This window comes from Streptomyces pseudovenezuelae (assembly GCF_029892565.1).
In the GTDB taxonomy this organism is placed as follows: Bacteria; Actinomycetota; Actinomycetes; order Streptomycetales; family Streptomycetaceae; genus Streptomyces; species Streptomyces pseudovenezuelae_A.
Map to the genome: position 1 here is coordinate 26,995 of NZ_JARXVH010000009.1, position 16,965 is coordinate 43,959.

A 16,965-nucleotide genomic window follows, 5' to 3' on the forward strand; every position below is an offset into this window, starting at 1 on the left:
ATCCGCTTATGACGACTACAGATGGCTCTTCCCCCCTCGACGTCGAGATCGATGCCCTCAAGGGCGGCTCCGCGGACCTCTCCCAGTACGCCGGCCAGGCGGTTCTCATCGTCAACGTGGCCTCCAAGTGCGGCCTGACCCCGCAGTACACGGGCCTGGAGAAGCTCCAGGAGCAGTACGCCGACCAGGGCTTCACCGTCCTCGGCGTGCCCTGCAACCAGTTCATGGGCCAGGAGCCCGGCAGCGCCGAGGAGATCGCCGAGTTCTGCTCGGCGACGTACGGCGTGACCTTCCCGCTGACCGAGAAGGTCGAGGTGAACGGCGAGGGCCGGCACCCGCTCTACCAGCGCCTCACCGGCTTCGCCGACGCCGAGGGCCACACCGGCGACATCCGCTGGAACTTCGAGAAGTTCCTCATCGGCCGCGACGGCGAGGTCGTCGCCCGCTTCTCCCCGAAGACCGAGCCGGACTCGGCGGAGGTCGTGGCGGCGGTGGAGGCGCAGCTCGGCTGACCTGACCCCTCAGTGGGCGGTCACTTCAGCTCGTCCGGACACGGAGTGCCCCGTGGCAGTTGGTACGGGGCACCCAACCGGTACGTCCCCGCCTTCGGCGCGACCAGGATCGTCCACTTGTCGCCCTTGTCGTCCTCTTCCGTCTGCATCAGACAGCCGTTGACGTTGTCGAACGACTTCGGCGTGCCGTCGTCCCGATGCTTGGACGCCTGCGTCTCCTGCGGCGGCTTCACGCCCTTGCCCTTGGCGTCGACCAGGCCGAGCCACGGCGAGTAGGGGACCCGGATGAGGACCCGGCCGGGCGTCTTGACCTCGATGGTCAACTCGCCCTGGTCCGCGCGGTCGACGGTGGCGGGCGCGTCCGCGAGCGGGGTCGGGTCGGTGACCTGGAACAGCTGCCAGTTCGCGTCGCCCCAGATCTGCTTCAGATACGGCATCCCCCGCTGCACCAGCTCCCGCTCGCGCGCGCCGCCGTCCCCGTCGGGCTGGTCCTTGGGCAGCACGACGAAGTGGACGGCCCAGCGCTGCAGCCACTCGTGGTAGTTGGCCGAGTTGAGGGTGTCGTCGTAGAAGAGCGGGTTGCGCTCCATGTCGGCCTGACGGTTCCAGCCGCGGGCGAGGTTGACGTAGGGGGCGAGCGCGGAGGCCTCGCGGTGGGAGGCGGCGGGGACGACCTCGACCCGGCCCTTCTCGGCGCCGACCTCCTGGAGCTCGTTCACCAGGGGCGCCAGCTCGCGCGCCCAGGACGCGGTCGGGGTCGTGATGACAACGTCGTCGACCGACTTGAAGCCGATCCAGAAGGTGAAGCCGACGATGGCCAGCACGGTCACGTACCAGGTGCGCGAGCGCGGCACCATGAACGGCAGCGCCGCGACCAGCGCCACGCCCGCGAAGAGCATCGCGAGGCGGGTGATGTTGGAGCCGATCTGCGAACTGACCAGCCACACACCGAGGATGGAGAGGCCGTAGACCGCGGACGTCAGGCGGACCGTCTTCCACTCCTTGGGGACCAGCGCGAAGACGAGGACGGCCGAGGTGAAGGGCAGGATCACCGAGGCGAACTTCATCGGCTGGGTGCCCGAGAACGGGAACAGCCAGGCCGAGACCGCCACCACCACGGCGGGCGCGATGCCCAGGGCCCAGGCGCCCGGCCGGCGCTTCTGCAGGAACAGGGCCACCGCCACCAGCCCCACGAACAGACCCGCCACCGGCGACGCCATGGTCGCGAGCGCGGCCAGCGGGGCCGCGCACAGGGCCTTCGCCCACCGTTTGTAGCGCCAGCGGTGGGGCCAGCAGAAGACGACGGCGACCGCGCCGAGCGCGAAGACGGTGCCGAGACCGAAGGTCACCCGGCCCGAGGCCGCGTTGCACAGAAAGGCGAAGACGCCGGCGAGCGAGGCCCACAGCGGGTTCTTCACCGACCGGCTGCGCAGCAGGATCAGCGTCAGCAGCCCGGCCGAGACGGTGCCGGCGATCATCATCGTCGTACGGACGCCGAGGACCGACATCAGATACGGCGACACCATGCTGTACGACACCGGGTGCATACCGCCGTACCAGGCGAGGTTGTACGCCGAGTCGGGGTGCCGGCCGACGAACTCGGCCCAGGCGTCCTGAGCGGCGAGGTCGCCGCCACTGTTCGCGAACGTGAAGAACCAGGCGATGTGCAGGACCCCGGACAGGGCCGTGAAGGACAGCACCGGATGCCGCAGGAACCGCTCCCGCAGGGCCTGCACCGCCGCAGCGGCCCTACCCGTCGGCCGAACCGTCGATGGGTCGTCGCCCTCGCGACCTGTATTGCTCGGTGCGGGCTGCGCTACGGGCACGCGTATTCGCGGGCCGGTTACCGGGCCCGGATCGGCGTCGTCGGCGCGTGTCGGCTCCGCAGTGGCCACCTGAAGGCACTCCCCGTGGTGTCCCGTCTTCTGTTCTGGACGCGTCCCGTTGGCCGTCCGTTGCCGGCCACGTCCCGGTGGGTTACCCGCCGCGTCCCGAGCGCGCCGGCCTGCCCCGTTTCGTGACGCTAGCACGCACCCCGCCGGCGAGCGCCCGGGTGGGCCCACCGGCGGGGGGCGTGATGTCCGAGTGGCCCCGGATCAGCCGAGACGCGTCAGCTTGGCGGAAAAGCCGGGCTCCGCGAGGTCCGACTGCAGGGCTACGGGGACCTTGACCGCGCCGTCGGAGCTCTCGCCCACGGTGAGGGTGCCCACCTTGGTGCCGGCCTTCGCGGTGTGCGGTACGTCGTCGGCCGCGAAGGACAGCTTCACCTTGAGGCCGGCCCAGCCGACCGCGGCGACGTCCTTGGTGAGCACGACCGGGGTGTGGCCGCCGAGACCGTCGTCCACGTAGCCGACGACGGTGCCCTTCTTCAGGATCTTCGTCGAGGTCAGCGCGTCCTGGGCGGCCAGCATCGCGGTCTTGCTGACGGCGTTGACCGTGTCGATGATCGGCGCCGTGTGCTGGCCGAGGATCGCGCCGACCACGGTGACCGTCTCGCCGCCGACCTCCTTGGTGGCGGCGAAGAGCAGGTTGCCGCCGGCCTTGGTGGTGGTGCCGGTCTTGATGCCGAGGGCGCCGTTGTACGGGACGAGCCGGTTGTAGTTGTTCCAGGTCTTGCCCGACGGGTCCTTCCAGCTGGGCAGCTTGGTGATCTCCATCAGGGCCGGGATCTTCACCAGTTCGTTGCCGAGCTTCACCTGGTCCGCGGCGGTGGAGACGGTGGTCTCCTTCAGGCCGGAGGCGTCGGTGTACTCGGTGCCCGTCATGCCGAGTTCCTTGGCGGTGTCGTTCATCTTCTTGATGAACGCGGTCTCGGAACCGGCGTCCCAACGGGCGAGCAGGCGCGCGATGTTGTTCGCGGACGGGATCATGATCGCCGACAGGGCCTGCTGCTCGGTGAGTATGTCGCCCTGCTTGACGGTGTTGAGGGTGGACTCCCCGTCCTTGTCGTAGCCGCCCTCCTTCTCCGCCAGCGCGTCCACGGTGATCTTCTCGCCCTCGGTGCCCGCCTTCAGCGGGTGGTCCTTGAGGACGATGTACGCGGTCATGGCCTTGGCGACCGAGCCGATCGCGACCGGCGTCTGCTTGCCGAAGGCGCCCATCGTGCCGATGCCGTTGACGTCCAGGCTGCCCTGGCCCTCCGACGGCCACGGCAGGTCGGCCGCGTTGCCGTCGAACGTGTACGAGTCGTCGGCGGTGAGCTGCAGAGTGGGGCTCGGCAGGGGCCGCATGACCTGCACGATCGCAAACACGACCGCCAGCAGCAGGACCAGCGGGGTCCAGATCTTGACCCTCCGCACGATCGTGCGGACCGGCGTCTGGGGCGGCGGCGGGGTGTTCGTCAGCTCGGCCAGCAGATCCAGCGGCGGCTTCGGCGGCAACGGCTGCTGAGTCGTCCGCTCGGGCCCGAGCTGCGGGACCGGGGCCGTCGCGGCGGCCGGCTTTCTCGTCGGCGGCTGGTCCAGCGGCTTGAGCGCGACGAACCTGCTGGTGCGCTCGGCTTCTCGCTCAGGGGTCTTGGCGGGGGGCTGATCCGCCTTGGGGACGGGGGCCTTCGGAGGCTGATCCGCCTTGGGGGCAGGGGCCTTGGGGGGCGCATCCGCCTTGAGAGCCTGATCCGCCTTGGGCTCGGGCGCCTTCGGAGGCTGGCCGGCCTTGGGCGGCTGATCCGCCTTGGGCTCGGGCGCCTTGGGCTCGGGCGCCTTGGGGGTGCCCAGCTTGAGCATGGTGGTGGGCTGGTCGACCTGGGGCCACTTCAGCATGGTGGTGGCCTGGTCCACGGGGGCATCCGCATCGGACTTGTCGTCAGCCTCGTCAGCCTCGTCAGCCTCGTCGGACTTGTCGGACTTGTCGTCCGGCGCCTCGTCGCCGACGTCGGCGTCAGCGCGCTCGTCCGCGTCCGCGTCTGCCGGGGCATCCTCGGGCTCGCCGTCCGCAGGGGCTGCGTCGGCTTCTGCGGCCGTCTCATCGCCCTCAGCGGTCTCGGAGTCCCCGGTCCGAACCCAGGCCGCCACGGCCGCCTGCAGCCGCGCGTCGTCCGGGCCGGCGTCGGCTCCCTCACCCTCGGTGCCCTCGGTGGCGTCACCGGAGTCCTCGGCATCCGCTGCCACGCCGTCACGGGAAGCCTCGTCGCTGTCGACAGGACCTTCAGAGTCCTCGGAGGTCTCAGGAGCCTCAGAGTCCTCGGCAGCCACCGCGTCCTCCACGGCGTCCTCGGGCTCATCAGCCTCTACCTGATCCTCGGCCGTAGCGTCCTCGGCGTCGGCGGCGTCATCGCCCTCCGCTGCCGCGCCCTCACCGGAAGCCTCGTCGTCACCGACGGCACTTTCGGAGTCGTCGGACGCTTCCGAGTCATCGGAGGTATCAGAGCCCTCCGGGCCGTCGGCGCCCTCCGCAGCCTCTTCGAACCCATCGGCGTCCGCCTGACCCTCGGCGTCCCCAGAACCGGGACCCGCCGAGCCCTCGGCACCCGCCGAGTCACCGGCGCCCGCCTCAGATTCCTCGACTTCCGCCACCTCGTCCCGAACCGACCCCTCGGTCTCGGCCGCCCGATCGTCACTCGCAGGCGCCTCAGCCTCCGCCGGCACCTCGACCTCCGCCGCAGCCGCAGCCTTCGCCGAACCCTCGGCCCGCGCCGGCTCCTCGGCCCGCGCCGGCTCCTCGGCCTCGGCCGAACGCTCGGCGTCCGCCTGGATCTCCACCTCGGCCGATCCCCCGGCCTCCGCCTGAAGGTCGCCCTCCGCCTGAGTCCCGGCCTCCGCCGTCTCCTCGCCCCGAGCCGTCTCGTCGGCCCGCTCCGCGGACCCGGCCGACGCAGACGCCGATTCCCCGTCCTGCGCGGGCCTCCCGGCGGGGCCGCCGGGGGTCTCGTCCGTCACCAGATCCCGTACCGAAAACACCCGCGTCGCCGTGTCCACCCCACCCCGGGCGGCGGCAGCCGTCGGTTCCGGGTCGCGGGCCACCGCCAGGCGGGGGTCGCGTTCCTCCGCCCGCGCCTCGGGAACCGGACCCGCGCTCCCCGACGTCGATTCTGTCGACGACTCGCGCTGCTTCGACCTGTCGGGGGACTCGCCCGCCACCGGTGCCTCCTCCATGCCGCACGCCGTCCGCGCGGCTACCGAACCGTCTGACCGCCCGCTCGGACTACGCCTCCCCGACGCTGTCCGAACCATGTACCAGTGTCCTGTGTGCGGGCTTAACCTCTGCGGTAGACGAGAACGACATACCTACCGGTTCCACTACAAAGAGGTCACGCACCCTCGACAGACCAATGTGAGAGGGGTCACCCTGTCTTTCATCCACGCGGGGAGGCATGGATGGGCAAGAGCCGCAGAACACTTCCGGAAGAGCTTCTGCTGCTGGCATTGGACCCGGCCACGGGTACCACTGCACAGCCGCAGTCGCTCGACCTCGGTCTGGCCGGAGCACAGCTAGTAGAGCTGGCGCTGGCCGGACGGATAGCCCCAGACGGGGATCGTATCGCCGTAGTGGCACCACGGCCGACTGGAGATCCGACACTGGACTGCGCGTTGGAGTTGCTGCGAAGGCGTGGCGCTCCGGTGCGTGCGGTCCACTGGATCGGCGGGCCCCGACTGGGGTTGCGCCAGACCTACCTCTCGCATCTGGAGCGGTGCGGCATGGTGCATGCCGTGGCGGGTCAGATGTGCGGGGTGTTGCCGACGACTCGTTATCAGGCGACGGACAACGCCATCAGCCGGGAGATCCGTGCCCGGCTGGATTCCGCGATCCGTACCGGCGTACCGCCGGACCCACGGACCGCGGCGTTGGCCGCGCTCGCTCACGCGGTCGGTCTCGGCAAGCACCTGTATCCGGGTAATGAGGGACGCTCGTCCCGCTCCCGGCTGCGGGATCTGATCCGGCACGACCCGATGGGCGGCCTCGTGGCACACGCCGTGATGGACGTCCAGAACGGTGTGGCGGCCCAGCCGCGTCGCAGTCCGGCCCCGGCCGGCCGCCAGGCGGTCGGACCACCGGCCAGGCAGGTATCCGAACCCGCTCGCGGTGTTCCGATGCAGCCGCATCGCAGTTCCATGGCACGTGTCGTGGCCCACTGAGCCGCAGTCCCACGACACCGCCGCGCATCATCACCACCGCATGACCGCACCACCGCACCGCCAACGACCGCACCGTCAGTCCCAAGACCCGGTACGGGAGCCGCTGGACCGAGCGGGGTGAAGTAGACGTAACGTCTCTTCACCCCGCTCGGCCGCGTCCGCGAGGGCTTTCGGAAAACCCGAATACGGCTTGGACCTGCCGCATATCCAACGTTTCCCAGCGGTAGTAACCACCTTGGTGGCAATCTGCTCAACAGCAGATACGCAAAGTGGCAAACAGAGGTCCGCAGCCGGAGGTGCACGTCCCGTGGCGTCCAGTGTCAATCCCACCGTCCGGCGACGCCGGCTGGGTCAAGAGTTGCGCCGGCTCCGTGAGCTGAAGGGCATGACGGCCGAAGAAGTCGCCGAGCGGCTGCTGGTGTCGCAGTCGAAGATCAGCCGTCTGGAGAACGGACGGCGCAGCATCAGCCAGCGCGACGTCCGCGACCTGTGCGGGGTCTACGAGGTCGAGGACGTCCGGATCGTCGACTCGCTGATGCAGATGGCCAAGGACTCGCGCCAGCAGGGCTGGTGGCACTCCTTCGGCGACATCCCCTACAGCGTCTACATCGGACTGGAGACGGACGCCGCGAGCCTGCGGGTCTACGATCCCCAGGTCGTCCCGGGCCTGTTGCAGACCCGGCAGTACGCCGAGGCGCTGATCGCGGGCGCGTTGCCGGAGACGGCCGCCGCGGACGTCGAGAAGCGCGTCCAGGTGCGGCTGCGCAGGCAGGAACGCATCACCGCCCCGGAGAACCCGTTGCGCCTGTGGACGGTGATGGACGAGGCCGCGGTGCGCCGCGTGGTGGGAAACCGTTCCCTCATGCGCGACCAGCTGGAGTATCTCGTCGAGCAGTCCCAACTGCCGCACGTCACCGTGCAGGTGATCCCCTTCGAGATGGGCGCGCACCCGGGCGTGAACGGCCAGTACGCGATCCTGGAGTTCCCCGACGCGGCCGACTCCAGCGTGGTCTACATCGAGGGCGTGACCAGCGACCTGTATCTGGAGAAGGCGAACGACGTCCAGAAGTACAGCGTGATGTACGAGCACTTGAGGGCGCAGGCGCTGAACGCGGACCAGTCGCGGCAGTTCATCGCGGACATCGCCAAGGAGTACGCGCGTTGAACAAGGGCCCTCTGGGCCGGTCTTCGACGGAAGCGGCCGCAGAGTACACCGTCGATAGGCCGAATTGGAAGACCCACCTGGAATATGCCATTCAGACGAGTGAATGACAGCTTCGTACGCGGGGGTTGGCGAGTACCGTCGATCACGCCAATCAGACACCAAGGTTGGCGCAAACCAGCAACTCGTCATCTGGCAATACGGAGCAAAAATGGCAATTCGTCAGGGCGTCACGGCCACCTGGACCAAGTCCTCCTACTCCACGGGGAACGGGGCCTGCGTCGAGGTCAAGTCCCCGGTCACCGAGGGCCTGTCCGTCCGTGACTCCAAGGTCACCGAAGGACCGGAACTGGCCTTCCCCTCCGACGCGTGGAACGCCTTCGTGACCTCGGTCAAGGCGTAACGGCACGTCTGTCACACATGCCACAACTTCACAAGCTGCACCACCCAGAGCCCTCTCGACCAGCCCGCCGTCCTTGCCGAGGGGGCTCGGCTTGTGCCCTCGCAGTCCCGTTGTCCCTGATCGTCCCGGTTACCGGAGCCGGTCCACGTACGTGTCCGTCCCCGGCACCGTCGGGATGAACGGCGCCACCAACTCGACCCGCCCCAGGCCCGATTCGGCGACCTGCTCGTCCAGCCCCGTGAAGTACGCCTCCCAGCACTCGCGCGGGTCCGCCTCCAGGAACCACAGCAGGGTCAGCCGCGTATCGACCCCTTCGACCTGCTTCACGTAGGTCATGCGGTCGCCGGGCAGGGGCGTCGGCCGGAAGACGGTCACCAGCGCGGCCGGCGACCCCGCCACCCGCTTCGGCAGATGACGCGAACGCAGCCACTCCGCCAACTCGGCCCGCTGCTCGGCCGATTCGGCGTCGATCACCTCCAACACCAGCCCCGCGTAGGGGTGATCGAGGGCATGGAAGTCCCGCGGCCCGGCCGCACCGTCCCGGTACACGGTCATCTCGTGGTCCTGGAAGGCGGTGAAGACGTGGGTGCGGTCCTGGTAGACCCGGGCGTCACGGTTGAGGCGCTTGTTGATCGCCACGGTCCACTTCATGTGGTCGTCGTAGCGGCCGTCGGTGATCCAGTACGTGGAGAGGTAGCAGCCGGCGGCGACCGGCTGGGCGATCGCCGACTTCTCCGGATAGCGCAGGAGTTGGAGGTCCCGGGTGGCGACCCAGCGGCGCCCGGCGTACATCCAGGGCATCGCCATCGCACCGGCGTAGTAGTGGTCGTCCTCGTACCAGCGGTTGTACGCGTACTCGTGGCCCGGGTGCGGTTCGACCATGGTGATCAGCGCGTGGCCCGGGCGGACTCCGTACGGGCCGACGGCGGCCAGTTCGGCGTACGTCTGACTGCGGGTGTCTGTCTTTTCGGGGCCCTCGGACATGGGCGTTCCCCTTCCTTCGTCCGCCGGTCGCCCATACTCTGACGCCCCGTCAGAAAAAGCGCCAGGGTCAGGGACGCGGCGCCGGGTCGGAGGTCTCTCATGTCACTGCTCGCGGGCAAGACGGTCGTCGTGTCGGGAGTCGGCGCCGGGCTCGGTCATCAGGTCGCGGCGGCCGTCGTGCGCGACGGCGGGAACGCCGTGCTCGGGGCGCGTACGGAGGCGAACCTCGCCAAGAGCGCCTCCGACATCGATCCGGACGGGGCGCACACGGCGTACCGGGCGACCGACATCACGGACGAGGCGCAGTGCGAGGCGCTGGCGGCGCTCGCGCGGGAGCGGTTCGGGCGGATCGACGCGGTCGTCCAGGTGGCCGCCTGGGACAGCTACTTCGGCGGGGTGGAGGACGCCGACTTCGCGACCTGGCAGTCGGTGATCGACGTGAACCTGCTGGGGTCGCTGCGGATGACGCGGGCCTGTCTGCCGGGGCTCAGGGCGGCCGGGGGCGGGTCGGTCGTCCTCATCGGGACGCAGTCGGCGGTCGCGGCCCCCTCGCAGGTGCGACAGGCGGCGTACGCGGCCTCCAAAGGGGCGCTGACGAGCGCGATGTACTCGCTGGCGCGGGAGCTCGGGCCGGACCGGATCCGGGTCAACACCGTGCTGCCGGGCTGGATGTGGGGGCCGCCGGTGCAGGCGTTCGTGCAATTCACCTCGCACACGGAGGGGGTGCCGGAGGCGGACGTACTGAAGCGGCTGACGGATCGGATGGCGCTGCCGGACCTTGCCACGGACGGGGACGTGGCGGACGCGGCCGTATTTCTGGCCTCGGACCGGGCGCGGGCGATCACGGGACAGTCTTTGCTGGTCAACGCGGGCGAGTTGATGCGCTGACGCCCTTTTCTCAGCCGGTCGGCTGTTCAGATACATAAACCCAGGACAGTAAGCGGAACATTTTTACGGTCTCTTGACCTTCCGCTTGCTTGCCGTGGGCACGCCATCCCACCCAGAGTTCACATGCCCGACCCCGGCAGCGGAACCTGGAAGGGGACCCATGAACAGTCTCGACTGGACTGTGCTCATCGCCTATTTCGGCGTGATGATCGCGATCGGCGTCTGGTCGCACAAGCGTGTGGACAACGTCAGCGACTTCTTCACCGCGGGCGGCAAGATGCCCTGGTGGCTGTCCGGCATCTCGCACCACATGTCGGGCTACAGCGCGGTGATGTTCACGGGCTACGCGGGCATCGCCTACACCTACGGCGTCACCTCGTTCATCACCTGGTCCTTCCCGATCGCGCTGGGCATCGCCATCGGCTCCAAGCTGTTCGCGCCGCGCATCAACCGGCTGCGCTCCCGGCTGCACGTCGCCTCCCCGCTCGAATACCTCAAGAACCGCTACGACTTGAAGACGCAGCAGGCCCTCGCCTGGTCCGGCATGCTGCTGAAGATCGTCGACGTCGGCGCCAAGTGGGCGGCGATCGCGACCCTGTTGTCCGTGTTCACCGGGATGTCCCTCAACCAGGGCATCCTCATCACCGGCGCGATCACGGCCGTCTACTGCACGATCGGCGGTCTGTGGGCGGACGCGCTGACCGAACTGGGCCAGTTCATCATCCAGTTGATGGCCGGCGTCGCGATGTTCATCGCCGTCGTCCTGAAGCTGAACGACAAGGGCATCGGCTTCCTCGGCGCCTGGGACGAGCCGGCCCTGCACGGCCACGGCAAACCGCTTGTCGGCCCGTACGGCACGGTCTTCCTGCTCGCCTTCCTGTTCATCAAGCTCTTCGAGTACAACGGCGGCATGCTCAACCAGGCCCAGCGCTACATGGCCACGGGCAGCCCGCGTGAGGCCGAGCGCTCCGCGCGGCTCTCGGCGGCGCTGTGGCTGGTCTGGCCGGTGGTCCTGTTCTTCCCCATGTGGATGTCGCCGCTGCTGGTGACCGCGAAGAAGCCCGACGGCTCCGACTCGTACGCCCTGATGACCGAACAGCTCCTCCCCCACGGTCTGTTGGGTCTCGTCATCGTCGGCTTCTTCTCGCACACCATGGCCATGTGCTCCTCCGACGCCAACGCGATCGCGGCCGTGTTCACCCGGGACGTGGCGCCGGTGGTGTCGAAGCAGGCGCGGGCCTGGAACGAGCGGTCCGGGCTGATCGCGGCACGCGTCACCACCGTCCTCTTCCTCGGCCTGTCCATGGCGGTGGCCACCCAGGTCAACTCCCCCGCGTTCAAGGACATCATCACCGTCGTGATCAAGTGGGTCGCCGGTCTCATGGGCCCGATCGCGATCCCGATGATGCTGGGTCTGCTCCGCCCGTTCCGCCGCTCCGGCCCGACGGCGGCGCTCACCAGCTGGTCCATGGGCCTGTTGGCCTTCTGGCTGGTCAACTACCCGATCAACTGGAGCGTCGACGGCGGCGTCCCGCTCCAGTACCAGGTGTCGATCCCGCTGGTGGTGTCGCTGGTCCTGTACATCCTCATCGGCTTCCTGAAGCCGGAGGACAGCCCGGAGCGCCTCGCGGTCATCGAGACGATCAACACGGACGACGACAGCACAGCGATCGCCGTACCGGCCCCGGCCGGCCCGGTCGAGGACACGGTCGCCACGTCACCGACCAAGGACTGACCGCTCAGGCTCTCGGGTACCGCACCAGCCACCCCGGGGACGATCCCCCGGGACCGTGCAGCGCGGGCCCCTGGGTCATCTCCATCGCGAAGTCGTCCGCCAGTTCCAGCAGTGTGGGGCGGCCCTCCAGCTCGGCCAGCCAGGCCGGCGGGAGGGCCGTTTCGCCGTGCAGGGCGCCCAGCAGACCGCCGGTGAGGGCGCCGGTCGCGCCCGAGGGACCGTCGTGGTTCACCGCGAGGCACAGTCCGTGCCGGACGTCCTCGCCGACCAGGGCGCAGTACACGGCGGCGCCCAGCACCCCGTCCGCCGACCCGTCCGCCGCCAGCTCCTCCACGCGTGCCGCCGTGGGCAGCCCCTGCCGGACGGCGCCCAGGGCGTGCTGCAACGCGCCGGAGACGGGCTCGTGCCCCGGCCGCGCCGCCAGCAGCCCCAGCGCCCGCTGCACGGCCGCGTCGAGGCTCTCGCCGCGCGCGAGCCCGTGCACGATGACGGCGTACGCCCCCGCCGACAGGTACGCCGTGGGATGCCCGTGGGTCTGCGCCGCGCACTCCACGGCGAGCTGTACGACGAGCTGCGGCTCCCAGCCCACGAGCAGCCCGAAGGGCGCCGAGCGGGCGGTGGCCTCCGGGCCGAGCTCGGCCGGGCTCTTGGGGGACTCCAGCGTGCCCATGGTGTCGTCGCCGAACCCGATGAGCAGCGCCCGGGTCGGCTCGCGCCGGGCGTACAGCCACTCCTCGCGGGCCAGCCAGCCGTCGTCCTTACGACGCTCGTCCGGCCCCCAGTCCCGCTGGGTGGAGGCCCATCGCAGATACGCCCGGTGCAGATCGGTCGGCGGATGCCAGGCACCCGTGTCACGGCGTACCTGGGCCCGTATCAGCCCGTCCACGGAGAACAGCGTCAGCTGCGTGAGATGGGTGACGGCACCGCGCCGCCCGTAGGCGAAGACGAGATCGGCGATGCCGTCCGCCCCGTACGCCTCCCGGATCTCCTCCAGGTCCAGCACGTCGACCGGCGCGCCCAGCGCGTCCCCGACGGACACCCCGAGGAGCGTCCCGCGCACCCGGCTGCGGAAGTCCTGCTGCTCGACACGGCCCCAGACGGCCCCGGCTGTCGCACCCACCAAGACCTCCCCGACGGCACCGCCTCTACGCACGACAGCACAGCACTGTAATCGAACGGGGACGGTGGGTTGAGGGGGCGGGACGGTGTGGGGTCTGTGCTGCATGCGGAGCCGAACGGACACGAACGGTCAACTGCCAGCCATATCAGGTCATTTCATGGCCCCGCTCGTACCCGGTGCGTCGCCGGTCACATGTGGACGATCGGTCCGCTCGGTTCACCGCTCGCGGGCCGACCCCTGTGGAACACGAGGGCGGCGATCACGGCGCCCGCGGTGAAGAGGCCGGCCGACCACCAGTAGGCGGCCGAGTAGCTGTGCAGCTGGGCCTGGGCGACGGCGGCCGGAGTGGACGTCCTGCCGACCAGGAAGACGATCTTCCGGCCGAACAGGTCGGCCAGCCTGCCGCCGAGGAGCAGCAGACTGCCGAAGGCCAGGGCGTAGGCCGTGACGATCCACTGCCGACTGCCGTCACTGAAACCCAGGTCGCGCTGCGCGGACGGCATCGCGATGTTCACGATCGTCACATCCAGCACGACCATCAGCTGGGCGATCGCGATCACGATCAGGACCCACCAGCGACGCCGGTCCGGTGCGTCTGTGTCTGTGCCTGCGACCGCGAGAGGAGCCTGGGGCGGGGGCGCGGCCACTTCCTCGGTCAGAGGCTTGGGCGATTTGGACATGGGACTCTCCGGGAGCAACGAACGAAAACGAAACGAAGCCGTTTCGCTGCGCCAGTGCACGCATGTAGTGGCAGCAACTGCCACTAGGCTCAATCTGCCGCACGGCAGTGCTTGTCACACGGGAGTGGGGGTGGGGACATCGCCGGTACGGAGAAGTTCGAGGGCCTGCTCGATGGCCAGGCCCAAGGCGGCGGGCTCCTCACTGCGCGCCCATTCCGCGATCGAGATCTCGACGACGGCGGCGACGTTCGCGGCGGCGAGGGCGGCGACCACTTCAGTGGTACGACCCCCGGTGCGCCGGCGAATCTCCGCCGCGAGGTTCTCGCGCCACGTCCAGTTCACGGCCCGCAACTCCGCATGGAGGGACCTGGTCCGGACGATGATCCGGTAGACGGCCTTGCGCCGTTCCGAATCGCCCTCGATGGTCCGCCGGACACTGTCGACCACCTGGAACAGGGCCTGCGGCAGCGGGAGTTCCTCGGGCAGGCCGCGCAGTTCATCGAGCGCGGTGTGCAGGGTGTCCTCGGTGAAGCGGACGACGAGCGCTTCCTTGGTCGGGTAGTAGCGGTACACCGTCCGGGGACCGACCTCCGCCGCGGCGGCGATCTGCTCGATCGTCGTGGCGTCGAACCCCTGCTCACTGAAGAGCGCGATGGCCGTGTCCGCGATGAGCTGACGGGTCCGCTCCATCTTGATCTCTCGAAGTCCCACTCCACACCTTCCAGCACACCGGCTTGCCGTTCTTGCCATCCTGGCGCCCATGCTGCCATCTGGCGGCCACCGCCATATGACAGTACGAGCGAGTACAGAGCCCTTCAACGGCCCTGCGGCTGGTGGGCCGGCGGTCCGGTCGGCTCAGTCGTCGGCGGAGGGGCGCGCGCCGAGCCGCTGCCGTACGGCCGCCCGCTGCTCCAGGGCCCAGACGTAGGAGGGGTTGAGCTCCAGGGCACGGTCCAGATCGGTCAGGGCCTCCTCGTCGCGGCCCAGGTTCGCCAGGCTCGCGCCCCGGCTGGCGTACGCCGAGGTGTAGACGGGATCGAGGACGAGGGCCCGGTCGTAGTCGACGAGAGCCTCCTCGTCGCGGCCGGTCACGCGGAGGGCGTCGCCGCGTTCGCAGTGGCTCCAGGCCCAGTCGGGTTGCAGCACGACGGCACGGTCGAGGTCGGCCATCCGTCGCTCGGGGTCGCCGAGGTCGCGCCATACGCGGGCCCGGCGGACGAGTGCCCAGGCGTATGCGGGCTTGAGGTCCAGCGCGCGGGTCAAGTCGGCGAGGGCGTCGGCCAGTTCGCCCCGGGAGAAGTGGGCGGTGCCGCGGGAGGCCCAGCCGAAGTCGCTGCTCGGGTCCAGGCGCAGCCCCTCGTCCAGGTCGCGGATCGCCTCGTCCGGGTGGCCCGCCATACGGTGGTGTTCGCCGCGCAGGATGTGGTTGTAGGCGTTGGACGGCTCCAGCGCGACCACCCGGTCGAGCCCCCGTAGCGCCGCCTCGTAGTCCCCCACCCCGCCCCGGGTCACGGCCTTCGCCCGCAGGGCTCGTACGAGGTCCGGCTCAAGGGCGAGCGCACGGTCCCAACTCTCCAGCGCCTGCTCGAACTCACCGCCCCGGGCCAGGGCGTCACCCCGGTGCGCCCAGGCCTCCGCGCGCCACGGTTCGTCGCCGCGCGCACGACTGAGCAGCAACTGGAGCAGCCCGGCCACACCGGCGTCCGCGAACGCGTCCGTCAGGGAGCGCCCATACGTCCGTACGGTCTCCGTGCCCGTGTCGTCGCCGACCTCGGTCACCAGCCGCACCCACCGGCTCACCACGTCGTCCCCGTAGGAGCAGGCGGCGACGATGTCGGCGGGAACCGTGGCGGGTGCGGTGCGGGGCAGTGCGCACAGGGAGTGGTACGACTCGGCGAGCCGCAGTGCGCGCCACTCCTCGTCGGCCCTGAACTCCTCAGCCTCCCGGCCCAGTTCGGCCTCCGCCCGCCACCGGCCGAAGACCTCGGCGAGCCGTGTCTGGCGCTCGGCCCAGCCGCGTGGGGAGCGGTGGCGTTGCAGGCGGAGCATCGGTTCGCGTACGAGGTCGTGGTAGCGGACCTGGTCGCCGCGATCGTCCACGAAGGGCAGCCCGCGCAGCCAAGCGAACAGTGCGTCCGCCTCCTCCTCCGGACACTGGACGGCGGCCCGGAACACGTCCATGTCCAGGCTCCGGGGCAACGCGCCCGCGAGCGCCACCGCGCGGCGCACCGGATCCTGCTCCCACTTCAGGAAGCGCTCGACCGCCGTGGCACTGGGATCGCCCACGTCGTCCGGATCGAGAGGGTGCTGCTCGGCAAGGGTCGAGACCAACACCGGAAGCCCACCGGTGAGCCGCAGCACCTCCTCCACCACGGGCTCGTCCACAACCCCCTTGCCCGCCAACAGCCCCCGGGCCTCCGCCTCCGTGAACGGCCCCAACGGCACGTCCGTCATGAAGTCGGCGAAAGCGCCCCAACGGGCGGTGTCGAAGGGCCGTTGCCCGGCGGTCACGACGACGACGTTGGCGGGCAGGGTGCCGTACCGATCACTGGTCATCACGTCGTGCAGCCACGCGTCGAGAAACGGCCCGGTCCGCTCGTACGTATCAAAGAACAGAGCGACCCAAGGAACTGCCGACGCCACGTCGCTCAACTCACTCAGCAACACCGGCGTGAGCACGCGCTCGGGCGCCAGCACCAACTGCACGTCCTCCTGATTCCGAAACCGCGCACTGAGCCCGGCCCTCAACCGCTCGGCCCCCTGGGCAAGTTGGCCGGCATCAAGAACCCCGGCAAGGGCCCCCACCCCCGGCACCATCCCGAGCCCGACCAACCCGGCCCGCGCCACCACGACACTCCCCACGGACGGCCCATCCGCCTCCGCGTCGATCGCGACCAACGCCTCCGCCTCATGCCGCCGCTCCCGATACGAGGCGAGCAGCCGATCAAGCTCCTTGAACCGCCGCCCCTGAGCGCCGAATTGCCGACCGACAACCCCCATGGCCTCCGGCACACTGCCAACACCCTCATCGACATACGCGGTGAGCGCTCCCTTCTCCCGAGCGAGCTGCTCCAACTCCCTTACGAGAAAGGTCTTCCCGACGCCGGCGTTGCCGTGAATGTGAAAGAGGAACCGGTGCCGCTCGTCCTCGGGCGCGAGGTCGAAGTTCGCGCGGAACAGGGCCCGTTCGACACCCCGCCCCACGAACCCGGCCCGCCTGCGCTGCCGGATCAACTCCTGCATCGACGGCCGCGACTGCGCCACCCTTACGCTCCCTTGTCCGGCGGTTGCCTCTGAGTGTGGGCGGGGTCATTGTCGCCGAAGGGGTGTGCGGCAGGGAGCATCGATACGGCGCCCGGTTCCAGGGATATCGGCCGCTCCTCCTGGGCACGCCGATGGGCCGCCTC

12 protein-coding genes and 1 pseudogene are annotated in these 16,965 nt (G+C 69.8%); 6 read left to right on the forward strand and 7 right to left on the reverse strand.

Features of this window, described 5'->3' with window-relative positions:
- The first annotated feature begins 8 nt into the window (after positions 1-8).
- On the forward strand, positions 9-512 hold the full coding sequence (locus tag M2283_RS27685) for a glutathione peroxidase (protein WP_280879126.1): 504 nt from the start codon (positions 9-11) through the stop codon (positions 510-512).
- Between the two features lie 20 nt (positions 513-532).
- Here M2283_RS27685 and M2283_RS27690 read toward each other — a convergent pair whose 3' ends face one another.
- A complete protein-coding gene (locus tag M2283_RS27690) occupies positions 533-2,407 on the reverse strand; it encodes an MFS transporter (RefSeq protein ID WP_280879127.1) in 1,875 nt (624 codons plus the stop codon).
- A gap of 201 nt (positions 2,408-2,608) precedes the next feature.
- Positions 2,609-5,605, reverse strand: coding sequence for a D-alanyl-D-alanine carboxypeptidase (locus M2283_RS27695; RefSeq protein WP_280879128.1), 2,997 nt, complete (start codon positions 5,603-5,605; stop codon positions 2,609-2,611).
- A gap of 222 nt (positions 5,606-5,827) precedes the next feature.
- Between M2283_RS27695 and M2283_RS27700 the strand changes: the two genes are divergently transcribed.
- The 3 genes from M2283_RS27700 to M2283_RS27710 all read left to right on the forward strand — a co-directional run bounded on the left by M2283_RS27700 (position 5,828) and on the right by M2283_RS27710 (position 8,151).
- Entirely contained in the window at positions 5,828-6,586 is a 759-nt protein-coding gene (locus tag M2283_RS27700; RefSeq protein WP_280879129.1) for a GOLPH3/VPS74 family protein, read from the forward strand.
- Positions 6,587-6,893: 307 nt separating this feature from the next.
- The gene (locus M2283_RS27705; RefSeq protein ID WP_280879130.1) at positions 6,894-7,751 is read left to right on the forward strand and encodes a helix-turn-helix domain-containing protein; all 858 of its coding nucleotides are present in this window, start codon (positions 6,894-6,896) and stop codon (positions 7,749-7,751) included.
- Between the two features lie 208 nt (positions 7,752-7,959).
- Complete coding sequence (locus tag M2283_RS27710) at positions 7,960-8,151, forward strand: DUF397 domain-containing protein (RefSeq protein ID WP_280879131.1); 192 nt, start codon at positions 7,960-7,962, stop codon at positions 8,149-8,151.
- 129 nt (positions 8,152-8,280) lie between these two features.
- Here M2283_RS27710 and M2283_RS27715 read toward each other — a convergent pair whose 3' ends face one another.
- Positions 8,281-9,135, reverse strand: coding sequence for a hypothetical protein (locus M2283_RS27715; protein ID WP_280879132.1), 855 nt, complete (start codon positions 9,133-9,135; stop codon positions 8,281-8,283).
- A 99-nt stretch (positions 9,136-9,234) separates the two neighbouring features.
- Here M2283_RS27715 and M2283_RS27720 point away from each other — a divergent pair, with 99 nt between their 5' ends.
- Positions 9,235-10,023: an SDR family oxidoreductase gene (locus M2283_RS27720; protein ID WP_280879133.1), complete on the forward strand. Its 789-nt coding sequence runs from the start codon at positions 9,235-9,237 to the stop codon at positions 10,021-10,023.
- A 160-nt stretch (positions 10,024-10,183) separates the two neighbouring features.
- Positions 10,184-11,758, forward strand: coding sequence for a sodium:solute symporter family protein (locus M2283_RS27725; protein ID WP_280879134.1), 1,575 nt, complete (start codon positions 10,184-10,186; stop codon positions 11,756-11,758).
- Between the two features lie 4 nt (positions 11,759-11,762).
- Here the strand turns inward: M2283_RS27725 and M2283_RS27730 are convergent, their stop codons facing one another.
- The 4 genes and pseudogenes from M2283_RS27730 to M2283_RS27745 form a co-directional block, all read right to left on the reverse strand.
- Entirely contained in the window at positions 11,763-12,878 is a 1,116-nt protein-coding gene (locus M2283_RS27730) for an ADP-ribosylglycohydrolase family protein (RefSeq protein ID WP_280879135.1), read from the reverse strand.
- A 329-nt stretch (positions 12,879-13,207) separates the two neighbouring features.
- Positions 13,208-13,558 (reverse strand): annotated as a pseudogene (locus M2283_RS27735) (MFS transporter); the annotation flags it as partial.
- A 114-nt stretch (positions 13,559-13,672) separates the two neighbouring features.
- A complete protein-coding gene (locus tag M2283_RS27740) occupies positions 13,673-14,269 on the reverse strand; it encodes a TetR/AcrR family transcriptional regulator (protein ID WP_280879137.1) in 597 nt (198 codons plus the stop codon).
- A 144-nt stretch (positions 14,270-14,413) separates the two neighbouring features.
- Positions 14,414-16,822 carry a tetratricopeptide repeat protein gene (locus tag M2283_RS27745; protein WP_280879138.1) on the reverse strand — a complete coding sequence of 803 codons (2,409 nt, stop codon included), beginning with the start codon at positions 16,820-16,822 and terminating at the stop codon, positions 14,414-14,416.
- Between the last annotated feature and the right edge of the window lie 143 nt (positions 16,823-16,965).

Excerpts from the sequence above, each read along its gene's own strand:
- M2283_RS27710 (WP_280879131.1), top strand. The coding sequence starts at position 7,960 with ATGGCAATTCGTCAGGGCGTCACGGCCACCTGGACCAAGTCCTCCTAC.
- M2283_RS27720 (WP_280879133.1), top strand. The coding sequence starts at position 9,235 with ATGTCACTGCTCGCGGGCAAGACGGTCGTCGTGTCGGGAGTCGGCGCC.
- M2283_RS27695 (WP_280879128.1), bottom strand. The coding sequence starts at position 5,605 with ATGGAGGAGGCACCGGTGGCGGGCGAGTCCCCCGACAGGTCGAAGCAG.
- M2283_RS27700 (WP_280879129.1), top strand. The coding sequence starts at position 5,828 with ATGGGCAAGAGCCGCAGAACACTTCCGGAAGAGCTTCTGCTGCTGGCA.
- M2283_RS27715 (WP_280879132.1), bottom strand. The coding sequence starts at position 9,135 with ATGTCCGAGGGCCCCGAAAAGACAGACACCCGCAGTCAGACGTACGCC.
- M2283_RS27685 (WP_280879126.1), top strand. The coding sequence starts at position 9 with ATGACGACTACAGATGGCTCTTCCCCCCTCGACGTCGAGATCGATGCC.
- M2283_RS27725 (WP_280879134.1), top strand. The coding sequence starts at position 10,184 with ATGAACAGTCTCGACTGGACTGTGCTCATCGCCTATTTCGGCGTGATG.